The 17,601-nt window shown below is 61.2% G+C and carries 22 protein-coding genes; 12 read left to right on the top strand and 10 right to left on the bottom strand.

What is annotated here, in order from left to right; all coding sequences use genetic code 11:
- Window positions 1-14 precede the first annotated feature (14 nt).
- The 9 genes from rapZ to M5B96_RS02080 all read right to left on the bottom strand — a co-directional run bounded on the left by rapZ (window position 15) and on the right by M5B96_RS02080 (window position 6,793).
- Window positions 15-872: an RNase adapter RapZ gene (gene rapZ, locus M5B96_RS02120; protein ID WP_248794849.1), complete on the bottom strand. Its 858-nt coding sequence runs from the start codon at window positions 870-872 to the stop codon at window positions 15-17.
- A gap of 2 nt (window positions 873-874) precedes the next feature.
- Window positions 875-1,339, bottom strand: a complete 465-nt coding sequence (gene ptsN / locus M5B96_RS02115) for a PTS IIA-like nitrogen regulatory protein PtsN (RefSeq protein WP_248794848.1) — start codon at window positions 1,337-1,339, stop codon at window positions 875-877.
- Window positions 1,340-1,348: 9 nt separating this feature from the next.
- Window positions 1,349-1,654, bottom strand: coding sequence for a ribosome hibernation-promoting factor, HPF/YfiA family (gene hpf / locus M5B96_RS02110; RefSeq protein ID WP_017126531.1), 306 nt, complete (start codon window positions 1,652-1,654; stop codon window positions 1,349-1,351).
- A gap of 117 nt (window positions 1,655-1,771) precedes the next feature.
- Window positions 1,772-3,268, bottom strand: a complete 1,497-nt coding sequence (locus M5B96_RS02105) for an RNA polymerase factor sigma-54 (protein ID WP_248794847.1) — start codon at window positions 3,266-3,268, stop codon at window positions 1,772-1,774.
- Window positions 3,269-3,455: 187 nt separating this feature from the next.
- Complete coding sequence (gene lptB, locus M5B96_RS02100) at window positions 3,456-4,181, bottom strand: LPS export ABC transporter ATP-binding protein (protein ID WP_248794846.1); 726 nt, start codon at window positions 4,179-4,181, stop codon at window positions 3,456-3,458.
- Entirely contained in the window at window positions 4,181-4,726 is a 546-nt protein-coding gene (gene lptA / locus M5B96_RS02095) for a lipopolysaccharide transport periplasmic protein LptA (protein WP_248794845.1), read from the bottom strand. Before lptA ends, lptB begins: the two co-directional genes overlap by 1 nt.
- Entirely contained in the window at window positions 4,713-5,285 is a 573-nt protein-coding gene (gene lptC / locus M5B96_RS02090) for an LPS export ABC transporter periplasmic protein LptC (RefSeq protein WP_248794844.1), read from the bottom strand. Before lptC ends, lptA begins: the two co-directional genes overlap by 14 nt.
- 8 nt (window positions 5,286-5,293) lie before the next feature.
- Window positions 5,294-5,818: a KdsC family phosphatase gene (locus M5B96_RS02085; protein WP_248794843.1), complete on the bottom strand. Its 525-nt coding sequence runs from the start codon at window positions 5,816-5,818 to the stop codon at window positions 5,294-5,296.
- Window positions 5,819-6,793: a KpsF/GutQ family sugar-phosphate isomerase gene (locus M5B96_RS02080; RefSeq protein WP_248794842.1), complete on the bottom strand. Its 975-nt coding sequence runs from the start codon at window positions 6,791-6,793 to the stop codon at window positions 5,819-5,821.
- Window positions 6,794-7,083: 290 nt separating this feature from the next.
- On the opposite strand from M5B96_RS02080, the gene M5B96_RS02075 reads away from it, so the two are divergent.
- The 12 genes from M5B96_RS02075 (at window position 7,084) to M5B96_RS02020 (ending at window position 16,221) form a co-directional block, all read left to right on the top strand.
- Window positions 7,084-7,893, top strand: a complete 810-nt coding sequence (locus M5B96_RS02075; protein ID WP_248794841.1) for an ATP-binding cassette domain-containing protein — start codon at window positions 7,084-7,086, stop codon at window positions 7,891-7,893.
- Between the two features lie 2 nt (window positions 7,894-7,895).
- Entirely contained in the window at window positions 7,896-8,693 is a 798-nt protein-coding gene (mlaE, locus tag M5B96_RS02070) for a lipid asymmetry maintenance ABC transporter permease subunit MlaE (RefSeq protein WP_248794840.1), read from the top strand.
- The gene (mlaD, locus tag M5B96_RS02065; protein ID WP_177093199.1) at window positions 8,693-9,160 is read left to right on the top strand and encodes an outer membrane lipid asymmetry maintenance protein MlaD; all 468 of its coding nucleotides are present in this window, start codon (window positions 8,693-8,695) and stop codon (window positions 9,158-9,160) included. Before mlaE ends, mlaD begins: the two co-directional genes overlap by 1 nt.
- Window positions 9,161-9,171: 11 nt before the next feature.
- On the top strand, window positions 9,172-9,831 hold the full coding sequence (locus M5B96_RS02060; RefSeq protein WP_248794839.1) for a phospholipid-binding protein MlaC: 660 nt from the start codon (window positions 9,172-9,174) through the stop codon (window positions 9,829-9,831).
- A complete protein-coding gene (locus M5B96_RS02055; protein WP_248794838.1) occupies window positions 9,824-10,129 on the top strand; it encodes a lipid asymmetry maintenance protein MlaB in 306 nt (101 codons plus the stop codon). The genes M5B96_RS02060 and M5B96_RS02055 overlap by 8 nt, the downstream gene beginning before the upstream one ends.
- Before the next feature lie 116 nt (window positions 10,130-10,245).
- The gene (locus M5B96_RS02050) at window positions 10,246-10,497 is read left to right on the top strand and encodes a BolA family protein (RefSeq protein WP_248794837.1); all 252 of its coding nucleotides are present in this window, start codon (window positions 10,246-10,248) and stop codon (window positions 10,495-10,497) included.
- A gap of 24 nt (window positions 10,498-10,521) precedes the next feature.
- Window positions 10,522-11,787: a UDP-N-acetylglucosamine 1-carboxyvinyltransferase gene (gene murA, locus M5B96_RS02045; RefSeq protein WP_191485670.1), complete on the top strand. Its 1,266-nt coding sequence runs from the start codon at window positions 10,522-10,524 to the stop codon at window positions 11,785-11,787.
- Between the two features lie 88 nt (window positions 11,788-11,875).
- Complete coding sequence (gene hisG, locus M5B96_RS02040) at window positions 11,876-12,511, top strand: ATP phosphoribosyltransferase (RefSeq protein ID WP_248794836.1); 636 nt, start codon at window positions 11,876-11,878, stop codon at window positions 12,509-12,511.
- A gap of 173 nt (window positions 12,512-12,684) precedes the next feature.
- Window positions 12,685-14,019, top strand: coding sequence for a histidinol dehydrogenase (gene hisD, locus M5B96_RS02035; RefSeq protein ID WP_248794835.1), 1,335 nt, complete (start codon window positions 12,685-12,687; stop codon window positions 14,017-14,019).
- Window positions 14,016-15,068: a histidinol-phosphate transaminase gene (hisC, locus tag M5B96_RS02030; protein ID WP_248794834.1), complete on the top strand. Its 1,053-nt coding sequence runs from the start codon at window positions 14,016-14,018 to the stop codon at window positions 15,066-15,068. The genes hisD and hisC overlap by 4 nt, the downstream gene beginning before the upstream one ends.
- A gap of 118 nt (window positions 15,069-15,186) precedes the next feature.
- Window positions 15,187-15,342: a hypothetical protein gene (locus M5B96_RS02025; protein WP_248794833.1), complete on the top strand. Its 156-nt coding sequence runs from the start codon at window positions 15,187-15,189 to the stop codon at window positions 15,340-15,342.
- Window positions 15,343-15,405: 63 nt separating this feature from the next.
- Window positions 15,406-16,221: a hypothetical protein gene (locus M5B96_RS02020; protein WP_248794832.1), complete on the top strand. Its 816-nt coding sequence runs from the start codon at window positions 15,406-15,408 to the stop codon at window positions 16,219-16,221.
- Between the two features lie 133 nt (window positions 16,222-16,354).
- On the opposite strand, the gene algW is transcribed toward M5B96_RS02020, so the two are convergent.
- Complete coding sequence (gene algW, locus M5B96_RS02015; RefSeq protein WP_248794831.1) at window positions 16,355-17,512, bottom strand: Do family serine endopeptidase AlgW; 1,158 nt, start codon at window positions 17,510-17,512, stop codon at window positions 16,355-16,357.
- Between the last annotated feature and the right edge of the window lie 89 nt (window positions 17,513-17,601).

Below are 17,601 nucleotides of genomic sequence, written 5' to 3'. Positions count from 1 at the left end.
CGGTGGTGGTCCTTTCAGCTAAGGTCGCGGTGGCGGACCTGGACGTTCTTCAGGGATTGTTGCAGGGCCTTGCCCAAGCGTTCGGTGAGGTAGACGGAGCGGTGATGCCCGCCCGTGCAGCCGATGGCAATAGTGACATAAGCCCGGTTGCTGGCGGCAAAACGCGGCAACCATTTGAGTAAATAACTGGAAATATCCTGATACATCTCTTCGACGTCCGGCTGTGCGGCCAGGTACTCGGCCACCGCCTGGTCGAGCCCGGACTGCTCACGCAGTTCCGGTTTCCAGTAGGGGTTGGGCAGGCAGCGTACGTCGAACACCAGGTCGGCATCCACCGGCATCCCGCGCTTGAAGCCGAACGATTCGACCAGGAAGGCGGTGCCCGGTTCCGGTTGGTTCAACAGGCGCAGTTTAATGGTGTCGCGCAACTGGTAGAGGTTCAGGTGGGTGGTATTGACCTTGAGGTCGGCCAGGTCCGAGATCGGTCCCAGCAGGTTGCTTTCGTCGCGGATGGCTTCGGCCAACGAGCGATTGGCACTGCTCAGTGGGTGGCGCCGACGGGTTTCGGAAAAGCGTTTGAGCAGGGTTTCCTCGTCGGCATCCAGGTACAGCACATCACAGTGGATATGCCGGCTGCGCACTTCATCGAGCAGTTCCGGGAAGCGCGACAGGTGGCTGGGCAGGTTGCGTGCGTCAATGGAGACGGCGACCAGCGGCTGCGCCAGCTCGGTGTGGATCAGTGCGCGCTCGGCCAGTTCCGGCAGCAGGCCGGCCGGCAGGTTGTCGATGCAGTAGTAGCCGTTGTCCTCGAGAACATCGAGGGCGGTACTTTTGCCCGAGCCGGAGCGGCCGCTGACGATGATCAAGCGCATGCTCAGTGACCGCTCTGTTGGTCCAGGACCACCTGATACAGGGCCTGGTTGGAGCTCGCACCGCGCAGCTTGTCACGCACGTCCTTGCGGTCGAGCATGCTGGCAATCTGCCGTAACAGCTCCAGGTGGGCATCGGTGGCGGCTTCCGGGACCAGCAGGACGAACAGCAGGTCAACCGGCGCGCCGTCGATGGCGTCGAAATCGATGGGGGCGTCCAGGTGCATCAGGGCGCTGATGGGGGACACGCAACCCTTCAGGCGACAGTGAGGGATGGCAATGCCATTGCCGAAACCGGTCGAGCCGAGTTTCTCCCGTGCGACCAGGCTGTCGAAGACATCCTGCATGGCCAGGTAGGGAACTTCGTGGCTGATCAGGTTGGCAATTTGCTCGAGGGCTTTCTTTTTACTGCCACCCGGCACGTTCACCAGGGAACGGCCGGGGGTCAGGATACTTTCAAGTCGGATCATGGATGGGTGTCAGCGACCTGTACCTTGGAGCAGGTGCAGGTTCTTTTCCTTATGCTTTTTCAGTTGTCGGTCCAACTTGTCGGTGAGCAGGTCGATCGCCGCGTACATGTCGTCATGCTCGGCGTTGGCGACCACTTCACCGCCGTGGATATGCAAGGTGGCTTCGATTTTCTGCTTCAGTTTTTCGACCGCCATGGTCACCTGTACGTTGGTGATCTTGTCGAAATGACGCTCCAGTCGGTCGAGCTTCTCGCCGATGTAAGCACGCAGGGGTTCGGTCACTTCCAGTTGGTGTCCACTGATATTGACTTGCATACAGCCTCTCCTTCGTTGCCAGTGCATAACGCGGCAGGCGATTGCCTGCCACAGAGCACGCTCTGAAACTTACCGGTTTCAGAACGCAGCCCAGACGCTGTAACGGGGCCCTGTCTACTACATCAATCGCTTCCGTTCGCTGGAGGGGGCAATCCCCAGGGACTCACGGTATTTGGCGACGGTACGACGGGCCACCTGAATGCCTTGTGCCTCCAGTAAACCAGCGATCTTGCTGTCACTCAACGGCTTTTTCTGATTTTCCGCCGCAACCAGTTTCTTGATGATCGCGCGGATCGCCGTGGACGAGCATTCGCCGCCTTCGGAGGTGCTGACGTGGCTGGAGAAAAAGTATTTCAGTTCATAGATACCGCGAGGGGTATGCATGAATTTTTGCGTGGTGACCCGGGAAATCGTCGACTCGTGCATGCCCACCGCTTCGGCGATGTCATGCAGGACCAGCGGTTTCATCGCCTCGTCGCCGTACTCGAGGAAGCCTCGCTGGTGCTCGACGATCTGGGTGGCGACCTTCATCAGGGTTTCGTTGCGGCTCTGCAGGCTCTTGATGAACCAGCGGGCTTCCTGCAACTGGTTGCGCATGAAGGTGTTGTCGGCGCTGGTGTCGGCGCGGCGGACGAAACCGGCGTACTGCGGGTTGACCCGCAGGCGCGGCACCGATTCCTGATTCAGCTCCACCAGCCAGCGCTCGTTGTCCTTGCGCACGATCACGTCGGGGACGACGTATTCGGCTTCGCTGGACTCGATTTGCGAGCCCGGGCGCGGGTTGAGGCTCTGCACCAGTTCGATGACCTGGCGCAGTTCGTCTTCCTTGAGTTTCATGCGCCGCATCAACTGGCTGTAGTCGCGGCTGCCGAGCAGGTCGATGTAGTCGCTGACCAGGCGCTGGGCTTCAGCCAGCCAAGGCGTACGGGCTGGCAGCTGGCGCAGTTGCAGCAACAGGCATTCGCCGAGGTTGCGCGCGCCGATGCCGGCCGGCTCGAATTGCTGGATGCGATGCAGTACCGCTTCGATCTCGTCCAGCTCGATATCCAGCTCCGGGTCGAAAGCGTCGAGGATTTCCTCGAGGGTCTCGTCCAGGTAGCCCTGATTGTTGATGCAGTCGATCAGGGTCACGGCGATCAGGCGGTCGGTGTCGGACATCGGCGCCAGGTTCAGTTGCCAGAGCAGATGGCTCTGCAGGCTTTCGCCGGCCGAGGTGCGGGTGGTGAAGTCCCACTCGTCGTCATCGTTGCTCGGCAGGCTGCTCGCGCTGGTCTGGTAGACATCTTCCCAGGCGGTGTCGACGGGCAACTCGTTGGGAATGCGCTCGTTCCAGTCGCCTTCCTCGAGGTTGTCCACCGTCGGCGCGGTTTCCTGCTGGTAGGACGGTTCCTGGATCTCGGTATTGGGTTTGTGCTCGGCGTTGTCGGCCAACGGATCAGTATTGTCGAAGTCGTCGCCTTCTTCCTGGCGTTCGAGCATCGGATTGGACTCCAGGGCCTCCTGGATTTCCTGCTGAAGGTCCAGGGTCGACAATTGGAGCAGGCGGATGGCCTGTTGCAGCTGCGGTGTCATCGTCAGCTGCTGGCCCATTCTCAGGACTAGCGATGGTTTCATGGCAGGGGCTTAACACCTTATTCGCCGGCGCGCATGCGCCATCCACTCTACAGGGCGCCGGGGCGCCAAACATAAGCAAATTATATGCCTGAAACCCGGGCCTTTGCCTAGAGCGCTGTAACAATAAAAAACATGTGGTTTTTATTGAACAGGGCACGCTCTGGCACTTGATCCTTTGCCTCGATGTCTACAGGCGGAACTCGTGGCCCAGGTAGACTTCCTTGACCAGTTCGTTGGCCAGGATGGTGGCCGAATCACCTTCAGCAATAAGCTGTCCATCGTTGACGATATAGGCGGTTTCGCAGATGTCCAAGGTCTCGCGGACGTTGTGGTCGGTGATCAGTACGCCGATGCCCTTGGCTTTGAGGTGATAGATGATCTGTTTGATATCGCCTACGGAAATCGGGTCGACCCCGGCGAAGGGTTCGTCGAGCAGGATGAATTTCGGCGCGGTGGCCAGGGCGCGGGCAATTTCCACGCGACGCCGCTCGCCACCAGACAGGCTCATGCCGAGGTTGTCGCGAATGTGGCTGATGTGGAACTCCTGCAACAGGCTTTCCAGTTCCTTGCGGCGGCTGTTCTTGTCGAGGTCCTTGCGGGTCTCGAGGATCGCCATGATGTTGTCCGCCACCGACAGCTTGCGGAAAATCGATGCTTCCTGGGGCAGGTAGCCGATCCCGGCGCGCGCCCGACCGTGCATCGGCTGGTGGCTGACGTCCTGGTCGTCGATCAGCACGCGACCCTGGTCGGCCTGGACCAGGCCGACGATCATGTAGAAGCAGGTGGTCTTGCCGGCACCGTTGGGGCCGAGCAAACCGACGATCTGCCCGCTGTCGATCGACAGGCTGACATCACGCACCACCTGGCGACTTTTGTAGGCCTTGGCCAGATGCTGGGCTTTCAGGGTTGCCATTACTGCGCCTTCTGCTGTTCGGTTTTCTGCTTCGGCTGGATGACCATGTCGATGCGTGGGCGCGGTGCGGTGATGGCGCTACCGTTGGCGCGACCGGCCTGGGCGATCTGCTTCACCGTGTCGTAGACGATTTTCTCGCCTTCGGTGGTGTTGCCGTCGTTGATCACCTTGGCCTTGTCGATCAGGATGATGCGGTTCTGCTGGGCGTGGTACTGGATGGTCACGCCATAGCCTTGCACCGGTTTCGGGTCGCCGACTTTCTGCAGTTGCTCGAAGTAGGCCAGGTTGCCCACCGAGGTCACCACGTCGATGGCGCCGTCCTTGGTCCGGGTCAGCGTCACGGTATTGCCCTTGACGATCATCGAGCCTTGGGTAATGACCACATCGCCCTTGTAGGTGGCAATGCCTTGCTTGTCGTCCAGTTGAGCGTCGTCGGCCTGGATGCGGATGGGCTGCTGGCTGTCGGTCGGCAGTGCCCAGGCGCTCACGCTTCCCAGTGCCGCACCCAGGCCAAGCAAAATAGGGAGGGTTTTAACGAGACTCATACTGTCCTCTTACATTGGACAGCAGGTGTATCCGGCTGTCGTTCAAATACGCTTTCATTCCCTTGCCAGTGGTCACGCCGTCGGCGCCGTCGATTCTAACGGCTTGCTCGGTCTGCGCATATTGCTTCTGTGGGAATACTGTCATTCGACTGCTGGTAATGGTCACTTCCCGCTGTAGTTCGTCGGTGCGTGCCACCCGTACCGAGTCGATCAGTTCGATCTCGGTACCGTCCGGGTTGACCTCGGCGTGCTCGCTCTGCACATGCCAGGGATAGACCGTGCCACGGTAGATGTGCATATCGGGCTTGGTCACCAGGGTCACGTCCGAAGCCTTGAGGTGTTCGACCTTGTCACCGGTCAGGTCGTACTGCACCCGGCCGTCGGGCATGTACTGAATGCTCCGGGCGTTAATAGCGTAGTAGTCGATCTGGGTTTCATCGACCTGCGCCACCGGGCGCTCGAGAAAACGCTCCGGGCTGATGTTCCAGTAGCCAACGGCCGCGAAAATGGCGGCAATGACGGCGAACAGCAGAATATTGCGAATTTTCTTGCTCAGCATAAATAGCTCTACAGGTAGGCGGCGTGAGCCGCTTCAAGACTGTCCTGGGCTTGCAGGATCAGCTCGCAGAATTCGCGGGCGGCGCCTTCGCCGCCCCTGGCCCGGGTAATCCCGTGGGCGTGTTCGCGGACGAAGCTGGCGGCGTTGGCTACGGCCATGCCCAGGCCGACGCGGCGGATCACCGGCAGGTCCGGCAGGTCGTCCCCCAGGTAGGCGACCTGTTCATAACTCAGGTTGAGCTGGGCGAGCAGGGCGTCGAGCACCACCAGCTTGTCCTCGCGGCCCTGGTAGACGTGGGGAATACCGAGGTTCTGCGCGCGGCGTTCGACCAGCGCGGTTTTGCGGCCGCTGATAATAGCGGTTTGCACGCCGGCGGCCATCAGCATCTTGATGCCCTGGCCGTCGAGGGTACTGAACGACTTGAATTCGCTGCCGTCTTCGAGGAAGTACAGGCGGCCGTCGGTCAGTACGCCATCGACGTCGAAGACCGCCAGCTTGATGGCTTTGCCGCGTTGTAGCAGCTCGTCGTTCATTTACATCACTCCCGCGCGCAGCAGATCGTGCATGTTCAGGGCGCCCACCGGGCGATCCTCGCTGTCGACCACTACCAGCGCGCTGATCTTGTGGTCTTCCATGATTTTCAGGGCTTCGGCGGCGAGCATCTCGGCCCGCGCGGTCTTGCCGTGGGGGGTCATGACGTCTTCGATCCGGGCCGTGTGGATGTCGATGGTGCGGTCCAGGGTCCGGCGCAGGTCGCCGTCGGTGAAGATCCCGGCCAGGCGCCCATCGGCTTCGGCGATCACGGTCATGCCGAGGCCTTTGCGAGTCATTTCCATCAGCGCGTCTTTCAGCAGGGTGCCGCGCAGGACCTGCGGCAGCTCGTCACCGGCATGCATGACATTTTCCACTTTCAGCAGCAGTCGACGACCCAGGGCACCGCCCGGGTGGGAAAAGGCGAAGTCCTCGGCGGTGAAGCCGCGGGCTTCGAGCAGGGCCACGGCCAGGGCATCGCCCATTACCAGGGCGGCGGTAGTCGAGGAGGTCGGTGCCAGGTTCAGCGGGCAGGCCTCATGCTCGACATGCACGTTGAGGTTGACTTCGGCGGCCTTGGCCAGCGGCGAGTCGGGGTTGCCGGTCAGGCTGATCAGCTGGATGCCCAGGCGCTTGATCAAGGGCAGCAGGGTGACGATTTCCGCGGTGGAGCCGGAGTTGGACAGGGCCAGGATGATGTCGTCCCGGGTGATCATGCCCATGTCGCCATGGCTGGCCTCGGCGGGGTGGACAAAAAACGCCGTGGTGCCGGTGCTGGCCAGGGTCGCGGCGATCTTGTTGCCGATGTGCCCGGACTTGCCCATGCCGACCACGACCACACGGCCCTTGCTGGCCAGAATCATTTCGCAAGCGCGTACGAAATCTGCGTCGATATGGGTCAGCAAGCCTTCTACGGCTTCACGTTCGAGGCGGATGGTGCGTTGTGCTGATTGAATCAGGTCGCTGGATTGGCTCATGTCAGAAATCGTATAGCCTGATGAAAAGGCGCGATTATAGCGGTAATGGCTTCTTCACTCACACTAGATCATTGCGTTTTGCGTGGCGCTGTAGGACTTTGCCTTCGGTTTTTATCTCGCAAGCTGTCAAGCCCGGCTGCATTTATCCTGAACAAGGGTGGCTTCGGCCTTGGGCGGCTCGTATCAGCGGTGATATAGTTCGCGGCTAGTTCGGCCCGCTCAGGAGTATGCGCCTCTTTATAAAGAGGGGCCTGGTGTCCGAGTCCGAGGCTGCATCGCAAGGAGTTTTGATGAGCGCCGATAACGCCTACGCGGTCGAGCTGAAGGGTGTGACCTTCAAGCGCGGTGCGCGCAGCATCTTCAATAATGTCGACATTCGTATCCCGCGAGGAAAGGTCACCGGCATCATGGGGCCTTCCGGGTGTGGCAAGACCACCCTGTTGCGGCTGATGGGCGCGCAACTGCGGCCCAACGGTGGCGAAGTCTGGGTCAACGGTCAGAATCTCCCCACCTTGTCGCGCGGCGATCTGTTCGACGCGCGCAAGCACATGGGCGTGTTGTTCCAGAGCGGTGCGCTGTTCACCGACCTGGACGTTTTCGAGAACGTCGCTTTTCCGCTGCGGGTTCACACCGAACTGCCGGAAGAAATGATTCGGGACATTGTTCTGCTCAAATTGCAGGCGGTGGGCCTGCGCGGTGCGGTCGACCTGATGCCCGACGAGTTGTCCGGCGGCATGAAGCGTCGTGTGGCCCTGGCCCGGGCGATTGCCCTGGACCCGCAGATCCTCATGTACGATGAACCGTTCGTCGGCCAGGACCCGATCGCCATGGGCGTACTCGTGCGCCTGATCCGTCTGCTCAATGACGCCCTGGGCATCACCAGCATCGTGGTTTCCCACGACCTGGCCGAAACCGCCAGCATCGCCGACTACCTTTATGTGGTCGGTGACGGCGAGGTGCTCGGGCAAGGTACGCCCGAGGAACTGATGAACGCCGATAACCCGCGTATCCGCCAGTTCATGAAGGGTGATCCCGACGGTCCCGTACCGTTCCACTTTCCGGCGCCGGACTACCGCACCGACCTGTTGGGGAAGCGCTGACAATGCGCAAGAAATCCATTATCGAGAGAGTGCGTCTGTTCGGCCGTTCGGGCCTGGATGTGCTCGCCGTGCTCGGTCGTTCGACCCTGTTCCTCTCCCATGTGCTGTTCGGCCGTGGCGGCATCGGCGGCGGCTTCGGGCTGCTGGTCAAGCAGTTGCATTCCGTGGGCGTGATGAGCCTGGTGATCATTGTCGTCTCCGGGGTCTTCATCGGCATGGTCCTGGCCCTGCAGGGCTTCAATATCCTTTCCAGCTACGGTTCCGAGCAGGCGGTGGGGCAGATGGTCGCCCTGACGCTGTTGCGTGAACTCGGGCCGGTGGTCACCGCGCTGCTGTTCGCCGGGCGGGCCGGTTCGGCGCTGACCGCCGAAATCGGCAACATGAAGTCCACCGAGCAACTGTCCAGCCTGGAGATGATCGGTGTCGATCCGCTCAAGTACATTGTCGCGCCGCGGCTGTGGGCCGGCTTCATTTCCCTGCCGCTGCTGGCAATGATCTTCAGCGTGGTCGGGATCTGGGGCGGTTCATGGGTCGCGGTGGACTGGCTGGGGGTCTATGACGGCTCCTACTGGGCCAACATGCAGAACAGCGTGACGTTCAACAGTGATGTGCTGAACGGCATCATCAAAAGTATCGTGTTCGCCTTCGTGGTGACCTGGATTGCCGTGTTTCAAGGCTACGACTGCGAACCCACTTCCGAAGGGATCAGCCGTGCCACGACCAAGACCGTGGTCTATGCCTCCCTGGCAGTGCTGGGCCTTGACTTTATTCTGACCGCCTTGATGTTTGGAGATTTCTGATGCAAAACCGCACCCTGGAAATCGGTGTCGGCCTTTTTCTGCTGGCTGGCATCCTGGCTTTGCTGCTGCTTGCGTTGCGGGTCAGTGGACTGTCCCCAACGACAAACACGGAAACGTATAAATTATATGCGTACTTCGACAATATCGCCGGTTTGACTGTCAGAGCTAAAGTCACCATGGCCGGTGTCACCATCGGCAAGGTGACGGCGATCGATCTGGACCATGACAGTTTCACCGGTCGGGTGACCATGCAAGTTGAGAAGCGCGTGAACAACCTGCCGACTGATTCCACTGCGTCTATCCTCACGGCGGGCTTGCTCGGTGAGAAGTACATCGGCCTCAGCGTGGGCGGGGAAGACACCCTGCTCAAGGATGGTGGGACTATCCACGACACCCAGTCGTCGCTGGTGCTGGAAGATCTGATCGGTAAATTCCTGCTCAATACCGTGAACAAAGACGCCAAATGAGGAGTTTTTCCATGATCTCGATGTTGCGACGTAGCCTGCTGGTGCTGCTGGCGACCTTGCCCCTGATGGGCAACGCCCTGGCGGATACGTCGGCCCACGATCTGGTCAAGAGCACCACCGACCGGATGCTGGCCGACCTGACCGCCAACAAGGCCCAGTACAAGCAGAACCCCAAGGCCTTCTACGATGCGCTGAACACCATCGTCGGCCCGGTAGTGGACGCGGAGGGTATTTCCAAGAGCATCATGACGGTCAAGTACTCGCGCAAGGCCACGCCCGAGCAGATGAAAACCTTCGAGGAGAACTTCAAGAAGGGGCTGTTCCAGTTCTACGGCAACGCCTTGCTGGAGTACAACAACCAGGGCATCACCGTCGATGCGCCCAAGGATGAGTCGGGTGATCGCACCAGCGTTGGCATGACAGTCAAAGGCAACAATGGCGCCATCTATCCGGTTTCCTACACCCTTGAGAAAATCAATGGCGAGTGGAAACTGCGTAACGTCATCATCAACGGCATCAATATCGGCAAGCTGTTCCGCGATCAGTTCGCCGATGCCATGCAGCGTAACGGCAATAACCTGGACCTTACCATCAACAACTGGGCCGGCGAAGTGGAGAAGGCCAAGGCCGAGTCCGAGAAGAACCCGCAGAAGGCCGCGCAGAATGAGTGAAGCCAGCGTTCGCGCCGGTGAGGCAGGTGAAGTGCTGCTGGCCGGCGTGATCGACTACAGCACCGGGCCGGCCTTGCGCAAGGACGGGCAGGCGTTGATCAAGGCCTGCACTGCGTCGGCCGTGGTGGTCGACTGCGCCGCCGTGGAGAAATCCAGCAGTGTCGGCCTGGCCTTGCTGCTGGCGTTCATGCGTGATGCCGCCGAGGGCGGCAAAGCCCTGAGCATTCGTGCCATGCCGCAAGACATGCGCGAAATCGCCGAGGTTTCCGAGTTGACGGAGATCCTCGGCGTTCATTGACAGTGCCATGAATAAAGAAGCCCCCCGTCAGCGTCCTGCAATGCGGGGTTCGCAGGCGCGGGGCTTTTTTGTATGATGGCCGACCCGCGCGCGTTGGGCGCCGATTGAGGTTGAGCATGCAGGCCTACGAAGTAAAGAGCTTCCTTGAAGAACAGCTGTCAGGCACTCTTTCACAGGTGCAGGTTGAAGTTGAAGGCGAAGGCTGCAATTTCCAACTGAACGTGATTAGCGACGAACTGGTGGCCCTGAGCCCGGTGAAGCGTCAGCAGAGCATCTATGCCCATTTGAACCCGTGGATCGCCGATGGCAGCATCCATGCGGTCACTATGAAATTTTTCAGCCGCGCGGCCTGGGCCGAGCGCACCTGAGCCTGAATTGGCGTCGAGACCCTTATGGACAAACTGATTATTACTGGCGGCGTTCGTCTTGATGGCGAAATCCGCATTTCCGGGGCGAAGAACTCCGCCCTGCCGATCCTGGCCGCGACCTTGCTCTGCGATGGCCCGGTGACCGTGGCCAACCTGCCGCACCTGCACGACATCACCACCATGATCGAGCTGTTCGGGCGCATGGGCATCGAGCCGGTGATCGACGAGAAGCTCAGCGTGGAAATCGACCCGCGCACCATCAAGACCCTGATCGCGCCTTATGAGCTGGTGAAAACCATGCGCGCCTCGATCCTGGTGCTGGGGCCGATGGTCGCCCGTTTCGGCGAAGCCGAAGTCGCCCTGCCTGGCGGTTGCGCCATCGGCTCGCGTCCGGTTGACCTGCACATCCGCGGCCTGGAAGCCATGGGCGCGGTGATCGACGTCGAAGGCGGCTACATCAAGGCCAAGGCGCCGGAAGGCGGCCTGCGCGGGGCGAACTTCTTCTTCGATACCGTCTCCGTGACCGGTACCGAGAACATCATGATGGCGGCTTCCCTGGCCCGTGGCCGCAGCGTGCTGCAAAACGCCGCGCGCGAGCCGGAAGTGGTCGACCTGGCGAACTTCCTCAACGCCATGGGCGCCAAGGTCAGCGGTGCCGGTAGCGACACCATCACCATCGACGGTGTCGAGCGCCTGCACTCGGCCACCTACAAGGTGATGCCCGACCGTATCGAGACCGGTACCTACCTGGTGGCCGCGGCCGCCACCGGTGGCCGGGTCAAGGTCAAGGACACCGATCCGACCATTCTCGAAGCCGTGCTGGAGAAGCTGAAGGAATCCGGTGCTGAAATCACCACCGGTGAAGACTGGATCGAGCTGAACATGCATGGCAAGCGTCCGAAGGCCGTCAACGTGCGCACCGCGCCGTACCCGGCATTCCCGACCGATATGCAGGCCCAGTTCATTTCACTCAATGCCATCGCTGAAGGCACCGGCGCGGTGATCGAAACGATTTTCGAAAACCGCTTCATGCACGTGTACGAACTGCATCGTATGGGCGCTAAAATCCAGGTCGAAGGCAACACCGCCATCGTTACCGGTACCGAACGCCTGAAAGGCGCGCCGGTCATGGCCACCGACCTGCGGGCTTCGGCCAGCCTGGTGATTTCGGCGCTGACCGCCGAAGGCGACACACTGATCGACCGCATCTACCACATCGACCGTGGTTATGAGTGCATCGAAGAGAAGTTGCAGATGCTCGGTGCCAAGATCCGCCGCGTTCCGGGCTAGTGTTGTCCCCCTTTGCCGGTGCGAGCCTGCTCGCGCCGACAAGGGAGAATGAGCCTTACTGATACAGGTTGAAGGACTTAGTTTCCCCATGCTGACCATTGCACTGTCCAAGGGCCGCATTCTCGATGACACCCTGCCGCTGCTCGCTGAAGCGGGCATCGTGCCGACCGAGAATCCGGACAAGAGCCGCAAGCTGATCATCCCCACGACCCAGGACGACGTCCGTCTGCTGATCGTGCGGGCCACCGACGTACCGACCTATGTCGAGCATGGCGCGGCCGACCTCGGTGTGGCCGGTAAAGATGTGCTGATGGAATACGGCGGCCAGGGTCTGTACGAACCCCTGGACCTGCAGATCGCCCAGTGCCGGCTGATGACCGCCGGTGCTATCGGTGCCATCGAGCCCAAGGGCCGCCTGCGGGTGGCGACCAAGTTCGTCAATGTCGCCAAGCGCTACTATGCCGAACAGGGCCGTCAGGTCGATATCATCAAGCTCTATGGCTCGATGGAACTGGCACCGCTGATCGGCCTGGCCGACAAGATCATCGACGTCGTCGACACCGGCAATACCCTGCGGGCCAACGGCCTGGAACCCCAGGAACTGATCGCGACCATCAGCTCCCGCCTGGTGGTGAACAAGGCGTCGATGAAAATGCAGCACGCCCGTATCCAGTCCCTGATCGACACCCTGCGCAAGGCAGTGGAGTCGCGACACCGCAGCTGATTCAATTGCGCGGCCTTGAGCCGCGCCCATCTATCCGCGTCATAGCCAGAATTCTCAGGTGCCCGCGCGGATGGCTTGGTAGGCTGGGGGCGCGATCGTTATTGAACGTCAGCGCGCCCCGGCGCCTGAGATCTGCTGTTCCCAAGCATTCGCCAATTATTGAGGCCCACGCTATGACCACGTCCAACGCAATTCGCCGACTCAACGCTGCCGATCCTGACTTCGCTCATCATCTGGATCATCTGCTGAGCTGGGAAAGTGTGTCCGACGACTCGGTCAACCAGCGGGTGCTCGACATCATCAAGGCCGTGCGCGAGCGCGGCGATGCGGCGCTGGTGGAGTTCACCCAGCGCTTCGACGGCCTGGAAGTCGCTTCCATGGCCGAGCTGATCCTGCCCCGTGAGCGCCTCGAACTGGCGCTGACGCGGATTACCGCGCCACAGCGCGAGGCCCTGGAAAAAGCCGCCGAGCGCGTGCGCAGCTACCACGAAAAGCAGAAGCAGGACTCCTGGAGCTACACCGAGGCCGATGGCACGGTGCTCGGCCAGAAGGTCACGCCGCTGGATCGTGCCGGCCTGTACGTGCCGGGGGGCAAGGCGTCCTATCCGTCTTCGGTGCTGATGAACGCGATTCCGGCCAAGGTGGCGGGGGTGGCCGAAGTGGTGATGGTGGTGCCGACCCCGCGTGGTGAAATCAACGAACTGGTACTGGCGGCGGCGTGCATCGCCGGGGTCGACCGGGTGTTCACCATCGGCGGCGCCCAGGCGGTTGCGGCCCTGGCCTATGGCACCGAGAGCGTGCCCAAGGTCGACAAGGTGGTCGGCCCGGGCAATATCTATGTGGCCACGGCCAAGCGCCACGTGTTCGGCCAGGTCGGTATCGACATGATCGCCGGACCCTCGGAGATCCTCGTGGTCTGCGACGGTCAGACCGACCCGGACTGGATCGCCATGGACCTGTTCTCCCAGGCTGAGCACGACGAAGATGCCCAGGCCATCCTGGTCAGCCCGGATGCCGCGTTCCTCGACCAGGTCGCCGCGAGTATTGCCAAGCTGCTGCCGACCATGGAACGCGCGGCGATCATCGAGACATCGATCAACGGCCGCGGTGCGCTGATCCAGGTGCGAGATATGCAGCAGGCCATTGACGTGGCCAACCGCATCGCCCCGGAGCACCTCGAACTGTCGGTCGCCGACCCGCAGGCTTGGCTACCGCAGATCCGTCACGCCGGGGCGATCTTCATGGGCCGCCATACCTCCGAGGCCCTCGGCGACTACTGCGCCGGTCCCAACCACGTGTTGCCGACCTCCGGCACCGCACGCTTCTCGTCGCCGCTGGGTGTGTATGACTTCCAGAAACGTTCGTCGATCATTTTCTGCTCGGAGCAGGGCGCGTCCGAACTGGGCAAGACCGCTTCGGTACTGGCCCGTGGCGAGTCGCTGAGCGCTCACGCCCGCAGTGCGGAATATCGGATCGTCGCTGATAAGGAACAGGGGAAACAAGCATGAGCAAGTTCTGGAGCAAGTTCGTCAAGGACCTGGTGCCCTATGTACCGGGTGAACAACCTAAGCTGAGCAAGCTGGTCAAGCTCAATACCAACGAGAATCCCTACGGCCCGTCGCCCAAGGCCCTGGCGGCGATGAAGGCCGAAGTCAGCGACGACCTGCGCCTGTACCCGGACCCCAACGGCGACCTGCTCAAGCATGCCGTGGCCGAGTACTACGGGGTGAAGACCAACCAGGTGTTTCTCGGCAACGGTTCCGACGAAGTCCTGGCGCACATCTTCTACGGTCTGTTCCAACAGGATCGACCACTGTTGTTCCCGGATATCAGCTACAGCTTCTACCCGGTGTACTGCGGCCTCTACGGGATCACGTTCGAGGCCTTGCCACTGGACGAGCAGTTCCAGATCCGTGTGGCGGACTATGCGCGGCCAAACGGCGGGATCATTTTCCCCAACCCGAACGCGCCGACCGGTTGCCTGCTGGCGCTGGACGCGGTGGAGCAGATACTCAAGGCCAGTCCGGATTCGGTGGTGGTGGTCGACGAGGCGTATATCGACTTCGGCGGCGAAACGGCCATCGGCCTGGTTGATCGTTACCCGAACCTGCTGGTGACCCAGACCCTGTCCAAGTCGCGTTCCCTGGCGGGGTTGCGGGTCGGCCTGGCGGTGGGGCATGCGGACCTGATCGAGGCCCTGGAGCGGATCAAGAACAGCTTCAACTCCTACCCTCTGGATCGCATGGCGATTGCCGGCGCGGCGGCGGCGTTCGCGGACCGGGCCTATTTCGAAGAGACCTGCCGCAAGGTCATCGAGAGTCGCGAGTGGCTGGTGGCGCAGTTGCAGGCCAAGGGGTTTGAGGTGCTGCCGTCGGCGGCGAACTTCATCTTCGCCCGTCACCCGCAACACGATGCGGCGGCGCTGGCGGCCAAGGTCCGCGAGCAGGGAGTGATCGTGCGGCACTTCAAGCAGGAGCGTATTGCCCAGTTCCTGCGCATCACTATCGGCGCGCCGGAGCAGAACCAGGCCCTGGTCGACGCCCTGGGCGATCTCTGATGTCCTGCCTGTGAAGTAAGCTTGCAACCTGAGTTATAGCTGTGGTCAGTCAGCGCTTGGACTGACCGCAGACTCCCCCAAGGCAGATCCGGCGCTCCCCCCCCATATTGATTGAACGATGAGCCTGGTCCCGGTCGATGCTGTCGCATTGCTGAACGGGCCTCATATTCATGACGTCGACGAAATCATCAGCTCACTTGAGCGCATTGCCAAATGGCACAATGACATGAGCCTTCGCGTACTTGGCTGTTTTGTTTCGAATGGCGGTTCATGAGTTCGGTTGTGCAAGTTGGAGTGGGCTTACACACCCCAAGCCTGGGGTTGGCAGCTGTTCGGGATGCTCGTGTCGCTATCGGCAGGAGTCACTCGCGTCACACGTTTGGTGAGTCCCAAGGACTTGCCGGGTCAGACATTCAGGGAAAATGTGATGCTTAAAACACTATCTGCCGCTGTGCTTGGTTTGATGTGCGGTTCGGCGTATGCCCGATCGATCGATGCGCCGTCCTTGAAGGCCGGGGATAGCTGGGTCTATGCCGAAACAGTGGAAACCGGGCCGCAAGGTTTTTCGAGCAAGAACATCGTGATGACGGTCGAGCGCGTCAGTAGCCAGAGCATGCTGGTCAGCACCAAGCAGGACGGGTCCAACCAACCGCCGGTTGAAAGCCTGGTGGGGCTGGACTGGAGTCGTTCCCGTGATATCAACGGCAAGCAACAAGTGGTCAATCGCCCGCTGGAGTTTCCCTTGAGCGAGGGCAAGAAGTGGACGGTCGAATACACCGAGCGGAACCCTAACCGCCTGCACACCAGCGAGAGCTTTCATAACGACTACGTCGTCAGCGGTTGGGAAGATGTCCAGGTGCCCGCAGGCAAGTTCAAGGCGCTGAAGATCGAAGCTGAAGGCCAGTGGTCGGCGATGCTGGCGCCCGTCACGGTAGGCGGTGCGCAGGCGGTCGCGACACCCGGTCAGGTAACGACGGTCTCCAATGCTCAACGCGCGGCGGCGCGTCCTGCCAGTGGCCGCTTGTACAAGGCGTTCTGGTATGTGCCGGAGGAAAAGCGCTTTGTAAAGTCGGTTGAAGAGTATTACGACAACAAAGGTGTGCGTTCCCAGCGCTTCAGTGAGGAGCTGAAGTCGTCGAAGATGGCCGGCTGATACTGGGTCATTGCGCTGAGACGCCGACCTCCAGACCTCGGCTTGTCGCGGGCGGCGTTCCGACGATAGCGTTCTGACAGGCAATGCGGTATTTGCAGAAGCGGGGCCAAGCCTCGCTTCTGCAAATCTTGCCTTACTCCTCTTCCTGCGGCGGCGTCTGCTGCGGTGGGCGCAGGCCGATTTCGGCCATCAGCTTGAGTTCCTTGCCGTTGCGCAGCACCTGGATGGCCACCTTGTCGGCCGGCTTGATCCGCGCTACCTGGTTCATCGAACGACGACCGTCCGTAGCCGGCTCGCCATCGATACTGAGAATCACATCCCCGAGCTGCAAGCCGGCCTTCTGCGCCGGACCGTCACGGAACACGCCCGCCACCACGATACCCGGACGACCGCTGAGGCCGAATGACTCCGCCAGGTCCTGGGTCAGGGGCTGTACCTCGATCCCCAGCCAGCCGCGAATCACCTGGCCGTGCTCGATGATCGCCTTCATTACCTCCACCGCCAGGTTGATCGGAATCGCAAAGCCGATGCCCTGGGAACCGCCGGATTTGGAGAAGATCGCGGTGTTGATCCCGGTCAGGTTGCCATTGGCGTCCACCAGCGCGCCGCCGGAGTTGCCGGGGTTGATGGCCGCGTCGGTCTGGATGAAGTCTTCATAGTTGTTCAGGCCCAGCTGGTTCCGCCCGGTGGCGCTGATAATGCCCATGGTGGTGGTCTGGCCGACCCCGAACGGGTTGCCGATGGCCAGGGCGATATCGCCGATACGGATCTGGTCCGAGCGACCGATGGTGATCGACGGCAGGTTCGGCAGATCGATCTTGAGCACCGCCAGGTCGGTTTCCGGGTCGCTGCCGACCACCTTGGCCAGGGTTTCGCGACCGTCCTTGAGCGCCACCACTATCTGGTCGGCGCCGGCGGTCACGTGGTTGTTGGTCAGCAGGTAGCCGGTGGAACTCATGATCACCGCCGAGCCCAGGCTCGACTCCATGCGCTTCTGCTTGGGCAGGTTGTCGCCGAAGAAGCGCCGGAACTGCGGGTCCTCGAACAGCGGATGAGTGTTCTTGTTGACCATCTTGGTGGTGTACAGGTTGGCCACCGCCGGTGCGGCGAGGGTCACCGCGTCGGCATAGGAGGCCGGGCCTTGCTGGTTGAGCGTGGTCTGCGGCGCCTGTTGCAGGTTCACATCGAGGTTGGGCAGGCCGACCCATTGCGGGTAGCGCTGGATGATCAGCAAAGCTACCAGCACACCGGCCAGCAGCGGCCAGCCAAAGAAACGCAGAGCCTTGAGCATTGAGCAAAGTCCTGGAAGGTTGCAGGCCATGTCGGACGGCCCATAATGTGGCGCATTATACGAGGCCGCGGGCGCCTCCGAATGGGATA

Origin of the sequence: Pseudomonas sp. MWU13-2105 (assembly GCF_023242315.1) — a bacterium.
Taxonomy (GTDB): Bacteria; Pseudomonadota; Gammaproteobacteria; order Pseudomonadales; family Pseudomonadaceae; genus Aquipseudomonas.
This window is presented reverse-complemented; position numbering and strand designations above follow the sequence as displayed.

Excerpts from the sequence above, each read along its gene's own strand:
- rapZ (WP_248794849.1), bottom strand. The coding sequence starts at position 872 with ATGCGCTTGATCATCGTCAGCGGCCGCTCCGGCTCGGGCAAAAGTACC.
- ptsN (WP_248794848.1), bottom strand. The coding sequence starts at position 1,339 with ATGATCCGACTTGAAAGTATCCTGACCCCCGGCCGTTCCCTGGTGAAC.
- hpf (WP_017126531.1), bottom strand. The coding sequence starts at position 1,654 with ATGCAAGTCAATATCAGTGGACACCAACTGGAAGTGACCGAACCCCTG.
- M5B96_RS02105 (WP_248794847.1), bottom strand. The coding sequence starts at position 3,268 with ATGAAACCATCGCTAGTCCTGAGAATGGGCCAGCAGCTGACGATGACA.
- lptB (WP_248794846.1), bottom strand. The coding sequence starts at position 4,181 with ATGGCAACCCTGAAAGCCCAGCATCTGGCCAAGGCCTACAAAAGTCGC.
- lptA (WP_248794845.1), bottom strand. The coding sequence starts at position 4,726 with ATGAGTCTCGTTAAAACCCTCCCTATTTTGCTTGGCCTGGGTGCGGCA.
- lptC (WP_248794844.1), bottom strand. The coding sequence starts at position 5,285 with ATGCTGAGCAAGAAAATTCGCAATATTCTGCTGTTCGCCGTCATTGCC.
- M5B96_RS02085 (WP_248794843.1), bottom strand. The coding sequence starts at position 5,818 with ATGAACGACGAGCTGCTACAACGCGGCAAAGCCATCAAGCTGGCGGTC.
- M5B96_RS02080 (WP_248794842.1), bottom strand. The coding sequence starts at position 6,793 with ATGAGCCAATCCAGCGACCTGATTCAATCAGCACAACGCACCATCCGC.
- M5B96_RS02075 (WP_248794841.1), top strand. The coding sequence starts at position 7,084 with ATGAGCGCCGATAACGCCTACGCGGTCGAGCTGAAGGGTGTGACCTTC.
- mlaE (WP_248794840.1), top strand. The coding sequence starts at position 7,896 with ATGCGCAAGAAATCCATTATCGAGAGAGTGCGTCTGTTCGGCCGTTCG.
- mlaD (WP_177093199.1), top strand. The coding sequence starts at position 8,693 with ATGCAAAACCGCACCCTGGAAATCGGTGTCGGCCTTTTTCTGCTGGCT.
- M5B96_RS02060 (WP_248794839.1), top strand. The coding sequence starts at position 9,172 with ATGATCTCGATGTTGCGACGTAGCCTGCTGGTGCTGCTGGCGACCTTG.
- M5B96_RS02055 (WP_248794838.1), top strand. The coding sequence starts at position 9,824 with ATGAGTGAAGCCAGCGTTCGCGCCGGTGAGGCAGGTGAAGTGCTGCTG.
- M5B96_RS02050 (WP_248794837.1), top strand. The coding sequence starts at position 10,246 with ATGCAGGCCTACGAAGTAAAGAGCTTCCTTGAAGAACAGCTGTCAGGC.
- murA (WP_191485670.1), top strand. The coding sequence starts at position 10,522 with ATGGACAAACTGATTATTACTGGCGGCGTTCGTCTTGATGGCGAAATC.
- hisG (WP_248794836.1), top strand. The coding sequence starts at position 11,876 with ATGCTGACCATTGCACTGTCCAAGGGCCGCATTCTCGATGACACCCTG.
- hisD (WP_248794835.1), top strand. The coding sequence starts at position 12,685 with ATGACCACGTCCAACGCAATTCGCCGACTCAACGCTGCCGATCCTGAC.
- hisC (WP_248794834.1), top strand. The coding sequence starts at position 14,016 with ATGAGCAAGTTCTGGAGCAAGTTCGTCAAGGACCTGGTGCCCTATGTA.
- M5B96_RS02025 (WP_248794833.1), top strand. The coding sequence starts at position 15,187 with ATGAGCCTGGTCCCGGTCGATGCTGTCGCATTGCTGAACGGGCCTCAT.
- M5B96_RS02020 (WP_248794832.1), top strand. The coding sequence starts at position 15,406 with ATGCTCGTGTCGCTATCGGCAGGAGTCACTCGCGTCACACGTTTGGTG.
- algW (WP_248794831.1), bottom strand. The coding sequence starts at position 17,512 with ATGCTCAAGGCTCTGCGTTTCTTTGGCTGGCCGCTGCTGGCCGGTGTG.